This is a genomic window from Bacillus pfraonensis (assembly GCF_050768835.1).
Classification (GTDB): domain Bacteria; phylum Bacillota; class Bacilli; order Bacillales; family Bacillaceae_G; genus Bacillus_A; species Bacillus_A pfraonensis.
This window is the reverse complement of the sequence record NZ_JAHCDO010000045.1, coordinates 1-17,391: the sequence shown is the minus strand read 5'-3', so window position 1 is coordinate 17,391 and position 17,391 is coordinate 1. Positions and strand designations below refer to the sequence as shown.

Sequence of the window (17,391 nt, the reverse complement as noted above, 5' to 3'; positions counted from 1 at the left end):
CGAAGAAACCAATATAGACTTATCAAAACTATAAGCAAACAAGTAATAAATATAGTGCAAATATGCACCTTTTGAAAAAGAGTGAAAGTTAAAAAAGGGACCCCATGTGGGTTCCTTTTTTAATATATATATCCAAATATAACTCTAGTCCAACGATGGAAAATTATTGTTAATTTTTTGAACTACTCACCACTTAACGTCCTTACGGACTGTTTGAAGTGGGAGATTCCTAAGTACAGAGTTCTATCGAACTCTAATGGATTAGGCTATCCCCGTAGTTCCTACGGTTAAGAGATGAATTGCTTCGTTTCTCAGATTGAGTGCTGCATTCCTATCTCTATCGTGATGTGTGCCACAAGAAGGGCAATCCCACTCACGAATTATTAGATTTTTAACATCTTTGTTTTTGTATCCACAATTGGAACATAACTGACTGGAAGCAAATGTTTTAGATACCACAACAACTTGTTTGCCATACCATTTTGCCTTATATTCCAACATTGTTCGAAATTGTGACCAAGATACTTCACTAATTGCTTTTGCAAGCTTTCCATTTTTGAGCAGGTTACTGACTTGTAAGTCTTCTATACCGATGACATCGTGGTTTTTGATGATTTCAGTAGAGAGTTTATGTAAGTAATCAGCTTGTTATCTATAATCGCAATATTACCGTTCGTTTGCTTGGTTGTGTAGGATTGAACCTTATTGTTTTTAGATTTGAATCGTGGAATATCATTTTGTTTCTTGAAAAAACGTGAAAAAGCATCTGCGAGGTTTTTTAATGTGGATTGAAGAGCAATACTATCCACTTCTTTTAACCAAAGTGTATCCTGTTGCTTTTTTAATTGAGTAAGCTCGGCAGAGCAAAAAGGATAGGTTAATCCTTTTCCTGTTTCTTTATAGGTGTCATTCCAGAGAGTAAGAAAATAGTTAAATATAAAGCGACTGCAACCGATAGTTTTAGCAATTACTATTTCTTGTACCTTATTTGGATAGATACGAAATTTATATGTCTTATTTACTAACATGGGTTGCACCTCACTTTTTTCGTAGGATACCTACAGTATACTAAAAACAGTAGGCTTACGCCTATCGACATTCATCTCCCACCTAAAATTGGTGTTTTCACACCTTCACATTTTTGAGGAAGGAGTCTTCTGTCGGAAAATGATAAAGAAGGGGAGGCGCATAAATTAGTATTTTTCTCTTATATCTCAAAACATAAGAATACTCTTCATTATGAGATATGAACAAAGTTTAATTCAAAATAAATACTAGCACTTAAAGAGAATTTAATCTCACGATATTAAGCCTTATTTAAATAATTGTCCAGCACGCATACTAGAAAAGTCTAATTATAATGTTATTTATACACATAATTTAAAAAGGAAAAATTTCTTCTTTTTCATCTCAATAACATAAGATACCTATTCATTTTGATATGATGTTTTAATACACCAAATCACTACCGATAATTTATCTTATGTAAACTAAATAAAAGTGAATTAATGGACCTAATAGTTTTTGATGTCCCCTATTTGTTCAGTAACACAAAAATATAAACTCTCATTTTAATACACAAAGTGTGCAGTGACAATAAAGTTATTTAAAAAGATGGTGTAAAATTTCAATTAACACCATCTTTTATTTATATGTTGTATTATAAAAGTATGAAATTAACGCTTCTGTTTATTGGTATAATGTATAATAGCGTTATATAAAAATTCAGCTAAGTCTTCATTACTAAATTGATTTATGTAATTTTTGAAGCGATTATCAAATTTATACGTATTTGCAATACATGTCAACATTTCAGAGTCACATACAATAGATTGTTCGAGATAACTCTTCCACTCTACAATTAATTGCTGTACTTCATCGGAAGTAGGTGATTGATTAATATAGGAAGCGATTTTTGTAAATATTCTTTCCATTTTTTGTTCGAATTCATGAAATAAGTTCGTTTTTCCACTAGGAGAGAGTTTTTTCAGTTTCCCCTCAAATTCTTTGTATTTTTCTGTTTCACCATAGATGAATTTCGCCTCATGAGCATATTGTTCTTGTAATGGTAAAATGGATGAATTATTAAAAATATTTAAATTGTAGATATCCTTTCCTGATACATACTCATCCACCGCAGTAATAACTGTTTCTAAACGTTGTTTTTTTAACAATAAAGTTTGGTTATGCTTCTTTAATAATTGTTGCTGTTCTTCTCTCGTAAGTTTCAAAATATCCGCAATTTCCTTTAGAGAAAAGTCCAGTTCCTTAAAAAATAGAATCATTTGAAGTTTTGCTAAACTTTTCCTATCATAGAGTCGATAACCATTTTCTGTTAAGTGAATTGGCTTTAATAAATTTATTTTATCATAATATTGTAAGGTTCTTTTTGTTATGCCTGTAATTTGAACAATATCTTTAACCGTTAATAATTGTTTCTTCATCCCAAAATCCTTTTATTTCATCTAATATTAGATTGGCAGGAATTATTGTGGCTTCAAAGATATTTTTACCTGTTTTTTCTAAATAGTATTTAATTAAATGGTATCCACAGGCATAACCAGCAGCATAAGACATATTGACTGGCATATAGTTTTGAATTTTTGCTAATTCGTCACCATAAAGATACGGTGCAATTTTATCAAATCCTGTTAATTGTAATTGTTCCTTGAGCACAGGTTTAATATGTCTATTAAGCATTTCCATAGTTGTTTTCGATACCCAAGGACCGAGTAGATCCTCTCCAAAAATAGAAGTAGCAAAGTTTTCTGCTAACCCTTCACTAACAATTAATTCACCTAAAGTAACAGTATGGTCCCACTGAATAAATTGATATCGAACGTTATGATTACATTCATGTGCTAAAGCAGCTTTCATTCGAGGTATTGTGTATTCATTTGGCACAAGTGTACACAAAATATAGCCAGGGATACCTCCATCACCACTATATCCTTCATTTAACATTAATGAAGGGCTATTTGGATCCCCTAATAGAATCGTGAATAAGTAATCGGATACACGAAGGTTCACATCATGCTCTCTAAATAAATGAAGGCTTTTCCTAACAACTTCTTTACACTCAGACCAAAAAGAATCAGACGAAATCAATTCTAATTCTGGTGTAATCTCATTTGTAATCTGATTAGGAGAAATGCTCATTATATTATTCAATGTAATAACATCAAAACCATTTGGCTCCTCAGTCTTAAAAGGAACATGTTGAATTTCCCATTTCCCCATAAACGGAGCCAACATTTCTTGTCTGTATAACTCAACCTTTTCCTCTTTTGGAGCTTGTAAAATTTTTCGATATATTTTATCTGAGCGTAATGATTTTATATTCATTTCTTTCACTCCTTATTTAATATAGTTAAAATTATGCACTATGACGTAGCGTTATAGTCAAGGGGGTTAACTAAAAATATAGCAGGAGGATGGGATTAGGTATTTTTTGAAATATTAATAGGACACTTTCATTTGTAATTAGGGGTCACCATACATGCCCATCAATTTTAGAAATTTTAATACCCTCAAATATCGAAAAACGTTATTCTTTCTAAAAATGCTAGATTGGAAAGGATGGCGTTTTCTTATGAATCCCTCGATTCAAGATGAACTACTACCATTTGCAGAAGAATTACAACGATATGTTACACCTGTATTCTTAGAAGAACTTGCAAGAGAAATCGGATTTATAAAACGAAAACGTAAGTTTTTTGGCTCAGATTTAGCTACCATTTGTATTTGGATCAGTCAAAGGGTGACAAGTGATTCCTTAGTCCGATTATGTAGCAGGCTTCATGCAGCTACTGGTACTTTACTCAGCCCTGAGGGCTTAAATAAACGTTTAAATGCAAAAGCAGTTTTATTTTTACAACATATTTTTGCTTTACTGTTACAACAAAAAATATGTGAACAAACGCAATTTTTGAGACAAACACATCTGAACAAATAGATGTGACTGGAAACCACAAAGAAACACAACCATGGATTGAAAATGGAGAGACTACAGTATGTCACTTCTGGTCCTTTGAATTGGTGCACTTTCAACATCATAGTGACATTCAAAGCAAGGTTGTACAGGATATCCTGCAATACTTCTCAACAACTAGAGGCAATTAGATTGGTTCATATAATCATTTTGTCGGCCGTTTCCCATCACCAACAAGGTAAGATGAAATCATGTTTCAAAAACGAAATAAAATTTACCTTTAAAATTAAGTTTAGTCCAAAACGTTCGTTCTTTTACAAATTAAATTACTTTGTCCCTGGTTACAGCAACGCTGGTACTGGGTCAAATAATAAATGTATCTATATATAATGTTTAGTTTAGAATAACTTTATTGCTACTCAAGGGTTTCTTGATCCGCCTTTCCGTTCAGATTTTCTTTTCACTATAAAAACACCCCTTTAGATAAACAGATCCAAAGGGGCAAAGCATCGTAACCTTTTTATAAACGTCGCAGTTCCTACTTTTTTATAATTTATTTTTGCACCAGAACCTTTATTTTCGTCTATTCCTTTTCTGGCCAAATTTTCGCGTTTGTTTCTAATAACCACTTGTGGTCTTCCTCCATAATACGATCGTTCCATGGATTATTCTCAAGATGTCGAATCATCCAACAAAAATACATTGCATAGCCAGGCGCCGTTGCTTGTGGATGGTCTAGCTCACCTGGAATCGTAATAAAGCTATTATGTACGACGCGATAAGCATCCTCGCCAACCATTGCACAACCAAATCCTTGTTGCTTGTTAAAGCGGTAATAATATACCTCTGGTTGATCATGGTGATGCGGCGGATAACTGGACCATCTTCCTGGATAAGAAATAACTTCTCCTACTACCATGTTAGAGTATGCTGCATTGCCATAGTCAAAAATTGTGCGAATAACGCGTTGTGCAGTTCCCTCCCATACCCCTTCTCCAGCTACAACACTTTGACAATCATTTGGAGTATACAACTTAGACACAAATTCTTTATCATTATCCGTTTTTTGAATAAGCACTTCACTGTCTGAAAGAGCAGTAATTGTAACCTTTACATTTTTTGCCACATGCAAACACCAAGGATTTTCCTCAAAAACAGACTGTCTTTGAATCTCTTGTACATTTCCTTCCCACTCTAAACGTATTGTCCCTTCTAGTAAAAGAACCGCCGTTTCATTCTTTTTATCTAATAGTAACTCTTCTTTTCCATAAGACATCTTATAAATGCCGATGTCCATTAACATATCACTGCACTGACCGTTCATTTCTGTTAATACATTATATCCTTCTTTTAATTCACCTAATTTTCCTAACATGGCTTTCTCCCCCTTTTATTTAATGATCACGCTATAATTTCCTATCTTTGTCAGTTGACTAAACTTCGAGTTTCTTCCATTACTAATGAAGGAAGATTTTCTAGTTATGCTCTGTTTTTACTTCCGAATATCTGCATATGATGTTTAATGTTTTCGTATGCGGCATAAATCACATCTTGATGATATGTAAAGTAATCTGAATAAGGAGCATTTCCAACGGAAGCGTTAACCGCAGTAATTACATTATGAAAAGTTGCTGTTGCTACATTAATTTTGCGAACACTATGTTGAATACATTGCTTGAAATCCTCTGAACTCATACCAGAACCACCATGCAATACCAATGGAATATGAACTGCCTCATTAATTTCCTGTAAGCGGTCTAATCGTAAATCAGGATCTCCATTGTACATACCGTGTGCATTTCCAATCGCAACTGCTAACGCATCTACGTTTGTTTCTTCCGCAAATCGTTTTGCTTCTTTGGTGCTTGTCAGCAGCATCTTAATATCTTCTGATCCATCCTCACTACCACCTACTCTGCCAATCTCAGCCTCTACTGTCGCTCCGTACTGCTTCGCAAGTTCTACAATTTCTTTTGTCTTTTGGATATTCTCTTCTAACGGATAGTGAGAGCCATCAAACATAACCGAACTAAAACCGATCTCTAACGTCTCTTTAATCTTTTCAATCGTCATACCATGATCAAAGTGAACTGCTACTGGGACAGTCGCTTTTTTCGCCGCAGCCACCATTAAAGGACCAATCATATGAATTGGCGAATGATTCAGACGAACTTCCGCAATTTGTATAATAAGCGGAGAACGTAACTCTTCAGCTGCTTTAATAGCTCCTATTACCATTTCCATATTGGCGACACTGAAAGCTCCGACTCCATAATTCTCTTGATTTGCTTTTACTAAAATATCCTTCATTTGCACTAATGGCATTACAGATTCACCTTTTTCAATATTATTTATTAAACGGAATAACAAAAGTCTCGTCTTTTTTTCCTTACGTAAGGGGGCAAGTTGATTGCCGAATAATTAACTTAGGGGTAAGAAGCAAGCGTTCCTTACAAAGTTTTGGATGTTTCATCTCTTCAACGAGCAATTCTACTACTTTTGTCCCCATTTGCTTCATTGGCTGGGCAATGGTCGTTAACATAGGGGTTGTTATAGTAGAAAGTACAGCATTATCAAAACCAATAATTTACAAATCTTCAGGAACATTCAAACCAACTTTTTTAGCGGCTTTCATGACTCCAATCGCCAATAAATCATTACAGGCAAAAATCGCGGTCGGTCTTTCTTGCAATCCCAAAAGTTGTTGAGCACTCTCGTAACCTTTTTGAATTGTCGCTTCCGTTTTCACTACATAATCGTTGGGTACGATTATTCCCTCTTCTTGCATGGCTTCTTTAAAGGCGCTTAAACGAAGTTGATTACTTTTGGCATCTTCTGTAATAATAGCGACTTTCCTATGATGTAAAGACAGTAAATAAGAAGTAGCTAAATGAGCTCCTTTATAGTCATCTATTGTTACAGTGTTGACAGGTAATTTAAAGATTTCTGTAGCAATTAAACTAACAGGCACATCTTGTTTCACCATATTCTCCAATAAACTAGCATTTCGGAAGGCTGAAGCGATAATAAGACCGTCGATTCTTTGACGAGTTAATAATGATAAATACTTTTTTTCCTTCTGTGCATCATTATCCGTATTACATATCATGACATGAAACCCCAGCTCATAGCTTCGATCTTCAATACTTCTTGCTACTTCAGCAAAAAACGGATTGGAGATGTCAGGGATGAGAAGACCAATCATTTTTGTTTGTTTTCCTGTTAAAGCAGATGCTACAACACTTGGATGGTAATTTAGTTCATCCATAACCTGGAGTACTTTTCTCCTTGTACGCTCACTAATATTCCCAGTCTGATTGATTACCTTTGAAACAGTAGAGATGGATACACCAGCTTCTTCTGCAACACTATAAATTGTTGGTTTCATATAACACCTCCTTTTCCTACTATTCCTTACTCTTTGTAGACGATTGGAACTTATAATCTTACAATTAGAAATTAAAGACCTGCTTTTTCTTGTATAAATTTCCGAGCTTTTAATGCGTATTCAAAAGGATTCGCTAAAGCTGGATCTTGCTCTGCTTCTACCACAAACCAACCTTTATAACCAGAGTTAGCAAGGATAGTAAACACTTCGTCAAATACAATTACGCCATCTCCCGGAACTGTAAATGCCCCGTTTTTCACTGCCTGTAAGAAGCTTAAATTGTTTTCCTTAACGGCATCTACTACTTCTTGGCGAACATCTTTTAAATGTACGTGTTTAATACGAGGTAAATATTTTTTCAAAATATAAAGTGGCTCTTCTCCTGAAAAAACAAGATGCCCTGTATCAAAAAGCAGGGATACAAGCTCTGGATCAGTCATTTCCATTAATTTTTCAATTTCTGCTGTTGTTTGAACACCCGTACCCATATGATGATGGTAGACAATGTGTAGTCCCTTTTCCTGTGCTAATTTACCGAGATGATGTAGTCCAGCTGCAAGCTTATGCCACTCTTCTTCTGTAAAAACAGGCTTGTTTTTGAATAGCGGTACATCCATTAAACCTTGAATACTATGTCCTTGCTCTGATACAACGATAACTTTTGCACCCACCTCATGTAAGAAGTCTCTATGCTTAATAAATGCTTGTACTGTCTCTTCAAGTGGTTTCGTTGTCAAGAATGCACTAAACCATGCGCTAGCAATCTCTAAACTTCGTAATTCCAAAGCTTTTTTCAATACAGCTATCTCTCTCGGATATTTATTGCCTACTTCACTTCCATTAAAGCCAGCTAGTGCCATCTCGCTAATACATTGTTCAAACGTATTCTCTGCCCCTAGCTCCGGCATATCATCATTTGTCCAAGCAATTGGTGCAATTCCAAGCTTAATCGTGTTTTCTTTGAACATTTTCCTGTCTCTCCTCTATACAAAATGTTGTATACGAACTTCGCCAACTCCCCTTTTACGTTCGTAAAAAAAGAGAGCTTTCTAAAAAAACATGCATATAGATGAAAAGCTCTCTTAATGTCTTAATCTAATAAGATCTTGCCTTTTGCAAGTTACGTACTTTATTCTCGTATGCAGCTTGTACACTTTGACTATTAGATAACTCTGCAACACCTACATGCCACCATGATTCGTATCCATTTGTCATCGTTTTGGGTAATACTTTAATATCAATCAAAGTAGAAACCGTTTGTTTTTTCGCATCTTCAAGCGCTTCTTGTAATTGTTCTATTGATGTAACACGATACGTTTTCACACCATATCCAGCCGCACTAGCTGCAAAGTCAATTTTCATAATACTCCCGTTTAATTTTCCAGTTTCGTGATTTCGGTAACGAAACTCTGTTCCGAAGCTCCCCATTCCATTGCCCATTTGCAAGTTATTAATGCAGCCAAAACCGGAGTTATCAAATAATAATACGTTAATTTTTTTGTCTTCTTGAAGACTTGTAACAAGCTCAGAATGAAGCATTTGGTAGCTTCCATCCCCTACCATTGCATATACTTCCTTCGTTGGTTCAGCTAGCTTTGCACCAAGTGCACCCGCAACCTCATAGCCCATACAAGAGTATCCATACTCCATGTGATATGTATTTGGTTTTCTCGATGCCCACATTCTTTGTAAATCACCCGGGAGACTTCCCGCTGCACCAACGATGACCGCATCTTCATCAAGTAATGTATTAATTTTTCCAATGACTACTGTCTGCGTTAATTGCGTACCAAGTATGTCTACATACTCATTTAAATTCTCATCGAAATGACCTGCTATTTCTGGTGTAAAATCTTGACTTGTAAAGCAAATACTATGTAGACGTGCTAATTCTGTAGCCCAAGCCTCTTTCGCATCTGCTATTTCTGTTGTATAACTAGATTGATAACCAATTGCTTGCAATTCATCTAAAATGGCAAGGAGTGCTTCTTTCGCATCTGCTATAACCTTCAATGCATCAAGCTTGTTCGCATGAAATTCTGAAATGTTGATATTTAAAAACTCAACTTCTTCGTTTTGAAATAATTGTTTAGATGCAGTCGTAAAATCAGTAAATCTCGTCCCGATTCCAATGACAAGATCTGCTTCTTTTGCAATTGTATTGGCTGCTAAATTTCCAGTTACACCAATGCCACCAAGATTATATGGATGGCTGCTTTCAATCGCACTTTTTCCAGCTTGTGTTTCCCCAAATGGAATATGGAATGTTTCAGCAAACTGTTTTAGTTCTTCTGCTGCTTCTGCGTATCGTACACCACCACCGCAAATCATAACTGGCTTTTTCTTTCTCTTAATCATTTCAACCGCATCCGCTAAACTGGCTTTTGTAGGCAGACGACGTTCAATACGATGAATACGCTTTTGGAAGAAGTAGCTTGGAAAATCCCATGCTTCCCCTTGCACATCTTGTGGTAAACAGATTGTTACAGCTCCTGTATCTGCCGGGTTCGTTAAGACACGCATTGCATGAATCATTGCTGTCATCAATTGTTCAGGACGATTTACCCGATCCCAGTACTTACTTACCGCACGAAAAGCATCATTCGTAGAAATAGATAAGTCATGTGTTTGCTCAATTTGTTGAAGAACAGGATCAGGTTGTCTCGTTGCAAATACATCACCTGGAAGTAGTAAAACAGGAATATTATTTGCAGAAGCTGTTGCAGCAGCTGTAATCATATTTGCCGATCCAGGACCAACAGAAGAGGTACATGCCATAATTTGTTTTCGATGCTTTTGTTTTGCAAAAGCTATCGCAGCATTTACCATCCCTTGTTCGTTTCTTCCTTGATATACTTCTAATTCTCCTGCATCCTCTTCTAATGCTTGACCTAGGCCTACTACATTGCCATGACCAAAAATGGTAAAGATGCCCTTAATAAACTTATGTTGCTCTCCATCAAACTCTACGTACTGTTGATTCAAAAATTTCACCAACGCTTGTGCCGTCGTCATTCTAACTGTTTGCATAATGTTTGCTCCTTTCTAATCAGTCATTCTGTATATGAAAAAGGAGTATTAGGAATTTGATAAACTCCTAATACTTCCTTCTTATGTTTTCGTGATACTTTCGTTTACGAGCAATTAGAGAGGAAGTACTTCTCTCTTATTCATTACTTCTCCCAACGAGATGTAAGCATTTTCTTTCTTGTATAAAACTCAACGCCGTCAGTACCGTTCGCATGAAGGTCACCGTAGAACGAATCTTTCCAGCCTGAGAACGGGAAGAATGCCATTGGTGCCGGAACCCCAACATTCACACCTAACATACCTGATTCAATTGTTTCACGGAATTGACGTACACTTGCTCCGCTATCTGTATAAATGCAAGCCCCATTTGCAAATCGAGACTCATTCGCAATTTCAATCGCTTCATCCAATGATTTCACACGAACAATAGATAAAACAGGAGCAAAAATCTCATCTTGCCAGATTTTCATTTCTTTTGTAACATGGTCAAAAATTGTTGGGCCAACGAAGTAGCCAGCTCCTTTTACTGCTGTATCTTCACGTCCATCACGAACTAATGTAGCGCCCTGTTCTACGCCTGAATCGATGTAACCAATTGTGCGCTCTTTATGGTTATCACGAATAACTGGTCCTAAAAATACATCTTCATCAAGACCATTGCCGATCACAATTTTATTTGTTTCTTCTACTAGTTTTCCAACTAATTGATCAGCAATTTCTTCTTGTACTGTTACAACAGAAGCAGCCATACAACGCTCACCAGCTGAACCGAATGCAGCACTAATAATCTGCTTTGTTGCTAGTTCAAGATTCGCATCATTTAATACGATGGAATGGTTTTTCGCACCCGCTAATGCTTGAACACGTTTTAAGTTTTCTGTTCCTTTTTTGTATACATATTCTGCAACTGGCTGAGAACCTACAAACGAAATAGCCTTCACTAATTTATGTTCCAGAAGACCATTTACTACATCGTGTGCTCCATTTACGATATTTAATACGCCTTTTGGTAAACCTGCTTCTTCAGCTAATTCAGCTAATTTTGCCGCTAGAAGTGGTGTACGCTCTGAAGGCTTTAACACAAATGTATTACCGCAAGCAATCGCAAGTGGGAACATCCAGCATGGAACCATCATCGGGAAGTTAAAAGGTGTGATCCCGCCTATAACACCAATTGGATAACGATACATGCCAGACTCAATACCTGTTGCAATATCAGGAAGTTGTTTTCCCATCATTAATGTAGGAGCACCTGCTGCAAATTCCACACACTCAATACCACGAAGAACTTCACCGTAAGCTTCGTTATAGCTTTTTCCATTTTCAATCGTAATAAGTTTCGCTAACTCTTCCCAGTTCTCTACTAGTAATTGTTGATATTTAAATAGAATACGAGCACGTTTTGGCACTGCTGTTTTGGACCAAAGTTTGAACGCTTCATTTGCAGCTAGTACAGCTTGTTCTACATCTTCTTTTGTTGAAAGGGGTACTTGAGCGATTACTTCTCCTGTTGCAGGATTATATACAGCCTCCATCTTAGTTGAAGAGGATTCTACCCATTCGCCGCCAATGTAGTTTTTTACAATTTGTGCTGTTTGTACTGTCATATTAATTCTCTCCTTTTTATGTAATGTAGAAGCGTCCATAGGATACGCCCTTACTTGATTATTGGTTTATGAAGTTTCTATACAATTTCCTCAGCCGTTTCCATAAATGCAGAAATCTCTACACTTGTTGGCATTGCATCAGAACAGCTATGCTTGGAAATAACAATTGAAGCAGAAGCGCCTCCTAATCGCATCGCTTGAGGAATCTCAAGCTCTTGCATTAAGCCGTAAATAAACGCAGAAGCATACGAATCACCAGCACCAAACGTTTTGAGTACCTTTGTTTTAAAGATACCGCCTCGGTGAGATTGACCGTCTTTTGTATAAGCGATTGAACCATCCCCGCCGTGCTTAATTACGACGATTTTCGCATGATGAGAAAACCATCTCTCAGCCGTAACTTGATCATTAGATTGTTCGTAGTTTAATAGTTTTTCCATCCTATCAAACTCTTCACGCGTTCCAATAATGACATCAGATTTTTCAGCCGCTAGATTGTAATACACAGCCGTTTCCACTTCTGACTGCCATGTATAAGGGCGGTAATCCACATCAAAAAATACGACTACATCATGCTTACGCGCATATTCTAGCGCTAAAAATACTGCCTCGCGAGAAGGGCTTTTCGCTAAAGCTGTTCCTGAAATTAAGAGTGCTTTTGATTGTTTAATATAGTCCTCAGATACTTCTGTTGGATCAAGCTTTAAATCCGCGACATTGTCACGATACATTAAAATACTGCAATCTTCAGGGCTTTTAATTTCTGTAAAAGCTAGACCTGTCACTGCACCAGTACGATCAATACATATCTGATCTGTATTAATATTGTTTTCCTTTAGATACCCTGTAATAAAGCGGCCCATTTGATCATCGGACACTTTACCGATAAATCCTGTTTGTAAGCCAAGACGTGCCGCACCAATCGCAATATTGGCAGGAGATCCTCCCACATACTTAGTAAATGTTCTTGTTTCTTCCATAGGGCGTTGTGTTTCATTAGCATTTAAATCAACGCATAAACGTCCAACTGCAATTAGGTCTAATGGACGATCTTCTTTAAAAATAAGTGGATTCATTGTTACTACCTCCCGTGCTTTATAAAAGAGTAAATGATATGGTTAAGAATTTTTTATGAACCTAAAATTCATGACTCTTTATCTATCTATAAGTAAGCGCTCTCTTTATTGGTTTAATGCAGGCTGTTTATGTTCAATTTGAACAGGTTTTCCTGTTAGTAAAGATTCCTTCGCAGCCTTCGCAATTCGTTCTGCTTGCAATCCATCATTACCACTGCAAATAACAGCTTGTCCTTCAATAATTGACTTTGTAAATTGTGTTACTTCTTCAATATAAGCTTGCGTATAGCGCTCTAAGAAGAAATACAACGGCTTATCTTTTACAACACCTTCTGTTTTTGACACTTGTACTGTTGTCGGACAGCAATTATCAGCAGCGACCGCCCCTTTTTCACCAAACACTTCAAGACGTTGGTCATATCCGTAAACAGCTTGGCGGCTATTATCAATTACGCCTAATGTTCCATTTGCAAATTTTAATGTAACAATTGCCGTATCAACATCATTTACTTCCTGAATTGATGGGTCAATTAATGTTGTTCCATATGCAAATACTTCAACAACCTCACTATTCATGACATATCGAGCCATATCAAAATCATGGATCATCATATCCATAAACAATCCACCTGAAGAGCGAACATATTCTATACTTGGCGGTTGCGGATCTCTAGACGTAATTTTTAAAATATGTGGCTGTCCCACTTCTCCTTGTTGAATAAGATCGTAAACTTTCCTGAAGTTAGGATCGAAACGACGATTAAAACCTACTTGAAGAGATACTCCTTGTTCTTTTACCACTTCTAATGCTTCTAATGTTTCTTCTACTGAGAAACTAACAGGCTTTTCGCAGAAAATATGTTTTTTCGCAAGAGCCGCTTCTTTAATAATTTGCGCATGTGTATTGGTTGGTGAACAAATAAAGACAGCATCAATTTCTGGATCTGCTAATAAATCCTGATAGTTTGTAGTCAGAGTGGAAATCCCTTTATCTTGAGCCCACTTTTCTAGATGACTAATCACTACATCTGAAACCGCTTTAATTTTTACTTGTGGCATAAGCTGCAAATTATCAACATGCAGTTTCCCAATTCGTCCTGCACCAATAATCCCAATCGTTAAAACATTCATATGATTTCTCCCTCTTTATTTAAATTTAAGAAACAAAATGAAAGTCTATAAGGTTTAGCTTATCAAATTAAGTTAAGCGCTTTCCCTATTTTTCTTCATTATACACACTTGACTCTAAATTGAAAACATTTTTATTTTTTTGAATACTTTTCTTTTCATTCAAATTTCAAATTTCCTCAATAAACGTACTACATCCATATACAAATTAATAATTAGAAACAAATATCTTCTTTTAAAATACTGATATAACAAAGAAAATTAAACCTTTAAACTACTAACAACCCATCTTTAAGTTATTTATTTCTATTCATACTCACGATTATTTTAGCGTCCAATACTTAAATAAATTGAAACCTATGAAAGAAAGTTGTAAATTGTCAAAAAATTTCATTGACGACCCAATAATGTAAGCGTATACTTTTTTATCAAAAAGAATTAAGCGCTTAACCAAAAAATAATTTATCGGTGGTGGGAGAATGAACGCAATTAGTTCAAACAAAACATTTATGGACAAGATTGGTATCCCTTCTAATTTAACTTGGGGATACATAGGGATTATTGTTTTTATGATTGGGGACGGTTTAGAACAGGGATGGTTATCCCCTTATCTCGTTGAGAAAGGCCTAACGCTAGAACACGCTGCTCTTCTGTTTACTATTTACGGAATTACTGTATCTGCTTCCTCCTGGTTTTCGGGGGTATTTGTACAAATGTGGGGACCAAGAAAAGTAATGACGTTTGGTTTAGTATCATTCATTTTGGGTTCCATTGGATTCATAGGTATAGGAATTCAACATATGAATTATCCTGTAATATTAATTTGCTACGCTCTACGAGGATTTGGTTATCCCTTATTTGCTTATTCATTCTTAGTTTGGGTATCTTACAGTACTCCTCAGCAAATGCTTTCAAGAGCAGTTGGCTGGTTCTGGTTCGTATTCCAGCTTGGGCTTAGTGTTATAGGAGCCTTTTATTCTAGCTATATGGTTCCTAAAATCGGAGAAATTGCTACTTTATGGAGCGCTTTAATTTTTGTTGTCGTCGGGGGATTATTCTCAATTGTTGTAAATAAGGACAAATTTAAAGCACAAACCGTAAGCGCTAACAAATCAAGTGAATTACTAAAAGGCATTACCATCGCATTTGAAAACCCTAAAGTTGGTATAGGTGGTATTGTAAAAATTATAAACTCGGCTGCTCAGTTTGGATTTGTTGTTTTCCTACCTACCTATATGATGAAATATAATTTTACGATGACTGAATGGCTTCAAATTTGGGGTACTCTATTCTTTGTAAATATGGTGTTTAATATTATTTTTGGTATTGTTGGAGACAAGTTTGGTTGGGTAAATACGATTAAATGGTTCGGAGGAGTTGGTTGCGGAATTGTAACTCTTGCACTCTATTATGTACCACAAATGGTAGGACATAATTATTGGGCAATATTATTTGTTGCATGTTGCTATGGAGCAACACTTGCCGGTTATGTACCTCTTACAGCTTTAGTACCATCTTTAGCTCCCGAAAATAAAGGAGCCGCAATGTCTGTCTTAAATTTAGGTTCAGGATTATCAGCTTTCGTTGGGCCATTAGTTGTAACTGCCTTCATTGGCCTATTAGGTGTAGGTGGCGTGATTTGGATCTTTGCTGGTTTGTACTTCTTTGGTGCATTTTTAACTCATTTCCTTACCATTCCGAAGGAAAATGAAATTAAACAAGATTTAAACACTGAAAGTGGAGAGCAATTCTCAGTATAGACTCTTAACAAAAAGAGAAGAGCATCATAACTGCACATAGTTACGATGCTCTTCTTCTTGTTACATTCAAGTAGGCTACTAAAAAAACTATCATGTAATATCCTTTACTGAGGATCGCTCTACTAATTGAGGAATAATTGTAATTTTTTGCTTAGCATGCGTCTTCATTTCCATCGTTTTTAGCAGTTGTTCAAACGTACAGGCTGCCATTTGTTTAATCGGCTGTTCAATCGTCGTTAACCCTGGATCTGCAATCTCAGCATAAATAGTATTATCAAAACCGATAATTGATAAATCTTCCGGAATCGAAAGTCCTTGTTTTCTTGCTTCATTCATCAGGCATATAGCAATTAAATCTGTACAAGCAAAAACCGCTGTAGGCCTGTTAGGCAAATCAAGTAATTCTTTACTTGCACGTTTGCTATCTTCAACCGTAGAATAGCAGCTAATTATAGCATCATCATCTAACGAAATCCCTGAATCCGTAAGAGCTTGTTTGAAACCATTCAGTCTCCCTAAGCTACTTTTTCTATCCTTCTCCATCATAATTGTTAAAGATGTGTGTCCTTTCTGCGTCAGATAATTCCCAGCCAGATAGCCTCCTCTCATATCATCAGTTGTTACAACATGAGTTGTGATGGAAGGATGATCTACGGTAAATAATACAAGCGGCAAATCTCGATTCACTATTTTTTTAACTAGTTTATAATCATTTAGCTCCGTTGCAATAATAATGCCGTCTACTTGCTTTTTAAATAATAAATCAATATATTCGTGCTCACGTTTTGTTTGATGGTCTGTACTACATAAAATGAGTGTATACCCTGATTCTCGTGCACTATTTTCAAAAGCTCTTGCTACTTCTGCAAAAAAGGAGTTTGAGATATCTGGAACAAGTACCCCAATCGTATATGTTTTTTTACCTGTTAACGCCGCTGCTACACTACTTGGCTGATAATCTAATTCATCCATTACCTTATTTACTTTGTTTATCGTTTTTTCACTAATACGCCCTGTTTGATTAATTACTTTGGATACCGTTGCTATTGATACACCTGCTTTTTCAGCAACATCATAAATTGTTGGTTTCACTTTGATTGTCCCTTCTTAATCATCTTTTTCTTTATTTTATTATAAATAAATTTCGCATCTTGGTACACAAAAGGAATTTTTTTAAAGTTTATAGGTACTTCGACCTACAAGTGTGATTTCTCTCATTTACGTAAATCCTTATTACAAGTGGCTATTTCAACTTATAAACACGCCCCTGTATTAAAGGCTTTTTACGAGCAGAATGCTTCGATAAAAACAAAAAAAGACCGTATTTGATATTATCCCCTTTAGGTAGACAGTGTAAAAAAGACCATGTATACAGATGGATGTTACACTATTACTTGGAGGGGATTTTTTATGGTAAAAAAAGGTACAACATTTAATACATACTCAAATGAGATAAAGTTATCAGCTGTTC

Annotated in this window: 11 protein-coding genes and 3 pseudogenes; 2 read left to right on the top strand and 12 right to left on the bottom strand. The window is 36.0% G+C overall.

Going from position 1 to position 17,391, the window contains the following annotated elements:
* Positions 1 to 261 precede the first annotated feature (261 nt).
* The 3 genes and pseudogenes from KFD70_RS26405 to KFD70_RS26395 all read right to left on the bottom strand — a co-directional run bounded on the left by KFD70_RS26405 (position 262) and on the right by KFD70_RS26395 (position 3,345).
* Positions 262 to 1,028 (bottom strand): annotated as a pseudogene (locus tag KFD70_RS26405) (RNA-guided endonuclease TnpB family protein).
* A gap of 648 nt (positions 1,029 to 1,676) precedes the next feature.
* Positions 1,677 to 2,444: a MerR family transcriptional regulator gene (locus KFD70_RS26400; protein WP_336454368.1), complete on the bottom strand. Its 768-nt coding sequence runs from the start codon at positions 2,442 to 2,444 to the stop codon at positions 1,677 to 1,679.
* A complete protein-coding gene (locus KFD70_RS26395; protein ID WP_336454369.1) occupies positions 2,419 to 3,345 on the bottom strand; it encodes a DUF2268 domain-containing putative Zn-dependent protease in 927 nt (308 codons plus the stop codon). Before KFD70_RS26395 ends, KFD70_RS26400 begins: the two co-directional genes overlap by 26 nt.
* Positions 3,346 to 3,592: 247 nt before the next feature.
* Here KFD70_RS26395 and KFD70_RS26390 point away from each other — a divergent pair.
* Positions 3,593 to 3,937, top strand: a pseudogene (locus KFD70_RS26390) (IS4 family transposase); the annotation flags it as partial.
* Positions 3,938 to 4,514: 577 nt separating this feature from the next.
* On the opposite strand, the gene KFD70_RS26385 reads toward KFD70_RS26390, so the two are convergent.
* The 8 genes and pseudogenes from KFD70_RS26385 to iolG all read right to left on the bottom strand — a co-directional run bounded on the left by KFD70_RS26385 (position 4,515) and on the right by iolG (position 14,163).
* The gene (locus KFD70_RS26385) at positions 4,515 to 5,306 is read right to left on the bottom strand and encodes a 5-deoxy-glucuronate isomerase (protein ID WP_336454370.1); all 792 of its coding nucleotides are present in this window, start codon (positions 5,304 to 5,306) and stop codon (positions 4,515 to 4,517) included.
* Between the two features lie 104 nt (positions 5,307 to 5,410).
* The gene (locus tag KFD70_RS26380; protein ID WP_336454371.1) at positions 5,411 to 6,256 is read right to left on the bottom strand and encodes a class II fructose-bisphosphate aldolase; all 846 of its coding nucleotides are present in this window, start codon (positions 6,254 to 6,256) and stop codon (positions 5,411 to 5,413) included.
* A 64-nt stretch (positions 6,257 to 6,320) separates the two neighbouring features.
* Positions 6,321 to 7,319, bottom strand: a pseudogene (locus KFD70_RS26375) (LacI family DNA-binding transcriptional regulator).
* Between the two features lie 71 nt (positions 7,320 to 7,390).
* Entirely contained in the window at positions 7,391 to 8,287 is an 897-nt protein-coding gene (gene iolE / locus KFD70_RS26370) for a myo-inosose-2 dehydratase (RefSeq protein WP_336454372.1), read from the bottom strand.
* Between the two features lie 127 nt (positions 8,288 to 8,414).
* A complete protein-coding gene (gene iolD / locus KFD70_RS26365) occupies positions 8,415 to 10,349 on the bottom strand; it encodes a 3D-(3,5/4)-trihydroxycyclohexane-1,2-dione acylhydrolase (decyclizing) (RefSeq protein ID WP_336454373.1) in 1,935 nt (644 codons plus the stop codon).
* A 143-nt stretch (positions 10,350 to 10,492) separates the two neighbouring features.
* On the bottom strand, positions 10,493 to 11,956 hold the full coding sequence (locus KFD70_RS26360) for a CoA-acylating methylmalonate-semialdehyde dehydrogenase (RefSeq protein ID WP_336454374.1): 1,464 nt from the start codon (positions 11,954 to 11,956) through the stop codon (positions 10,493 to 10,495).
* 77 nt (positions 11,957 to 12,033) lie between these two features.
* Positions 12,034 to 13,032: a 5-dehydro-2-deoxygluconokinase gene (gene iolC / locus KFD70_RS26355; RefSeq protein ID WP_336454375.1), complete on the bottom strand. Its 999-nt coding sequence runs from the start codon at positions 13,030 to 13,032 to the stop codon at positions 12,034 to 12,036.
* Between the two features lie 105 nt (positions 13,033 to 13,137).
* Complete coding sequence (gene iolG / locus KFD70_RS26350) at positions 13,138 to 14,163, bottom strand: inositol 2-dehydrogenase (RefSeq protein ID WP_336454376.1); 1,026 nt, start codon at positions 14,161 to 14,163, stop codon at positions 13,138 to 13,140.
* A gap of 476 nt (positions 14,164 to 14,639) precedes the next feature.
* Here iolG and KFD70_RS26345 point away from each other — a divergent pair, with 476 nt between their 5' ends.
* Complete coding sequence (locus KFD70_RS26345) at positions 14,640 to 15,920, top strand: MFS transporter (RefSeq protein ID WP_336454377.1); 1,281 nt, start codon at positions 14,640 to 14,642, stop codon at positions 15,918 to 15,920.
* Positions 15,921 to 16,010: 90 nt separating this feature from the next.
* On the opposite strand, the gene KFD70_RS26340 is transcribed toward KFD70_RS26345, so the two are convergent.
* Positions 16,011 to 17,012, bottom strand: coding sequence for a LacI family DNA-binding transcriptional regulator (locus tag KFD70_RS26340; protein ID WP_336454378.1), 1,002 nt, complete (start codon positions 17,010 to 17,012; stop codon positions 16,011 to 16,013).
* Between the last annotated feature and the right edge of the window lie 379 nt (positions 17,013 to 17,391).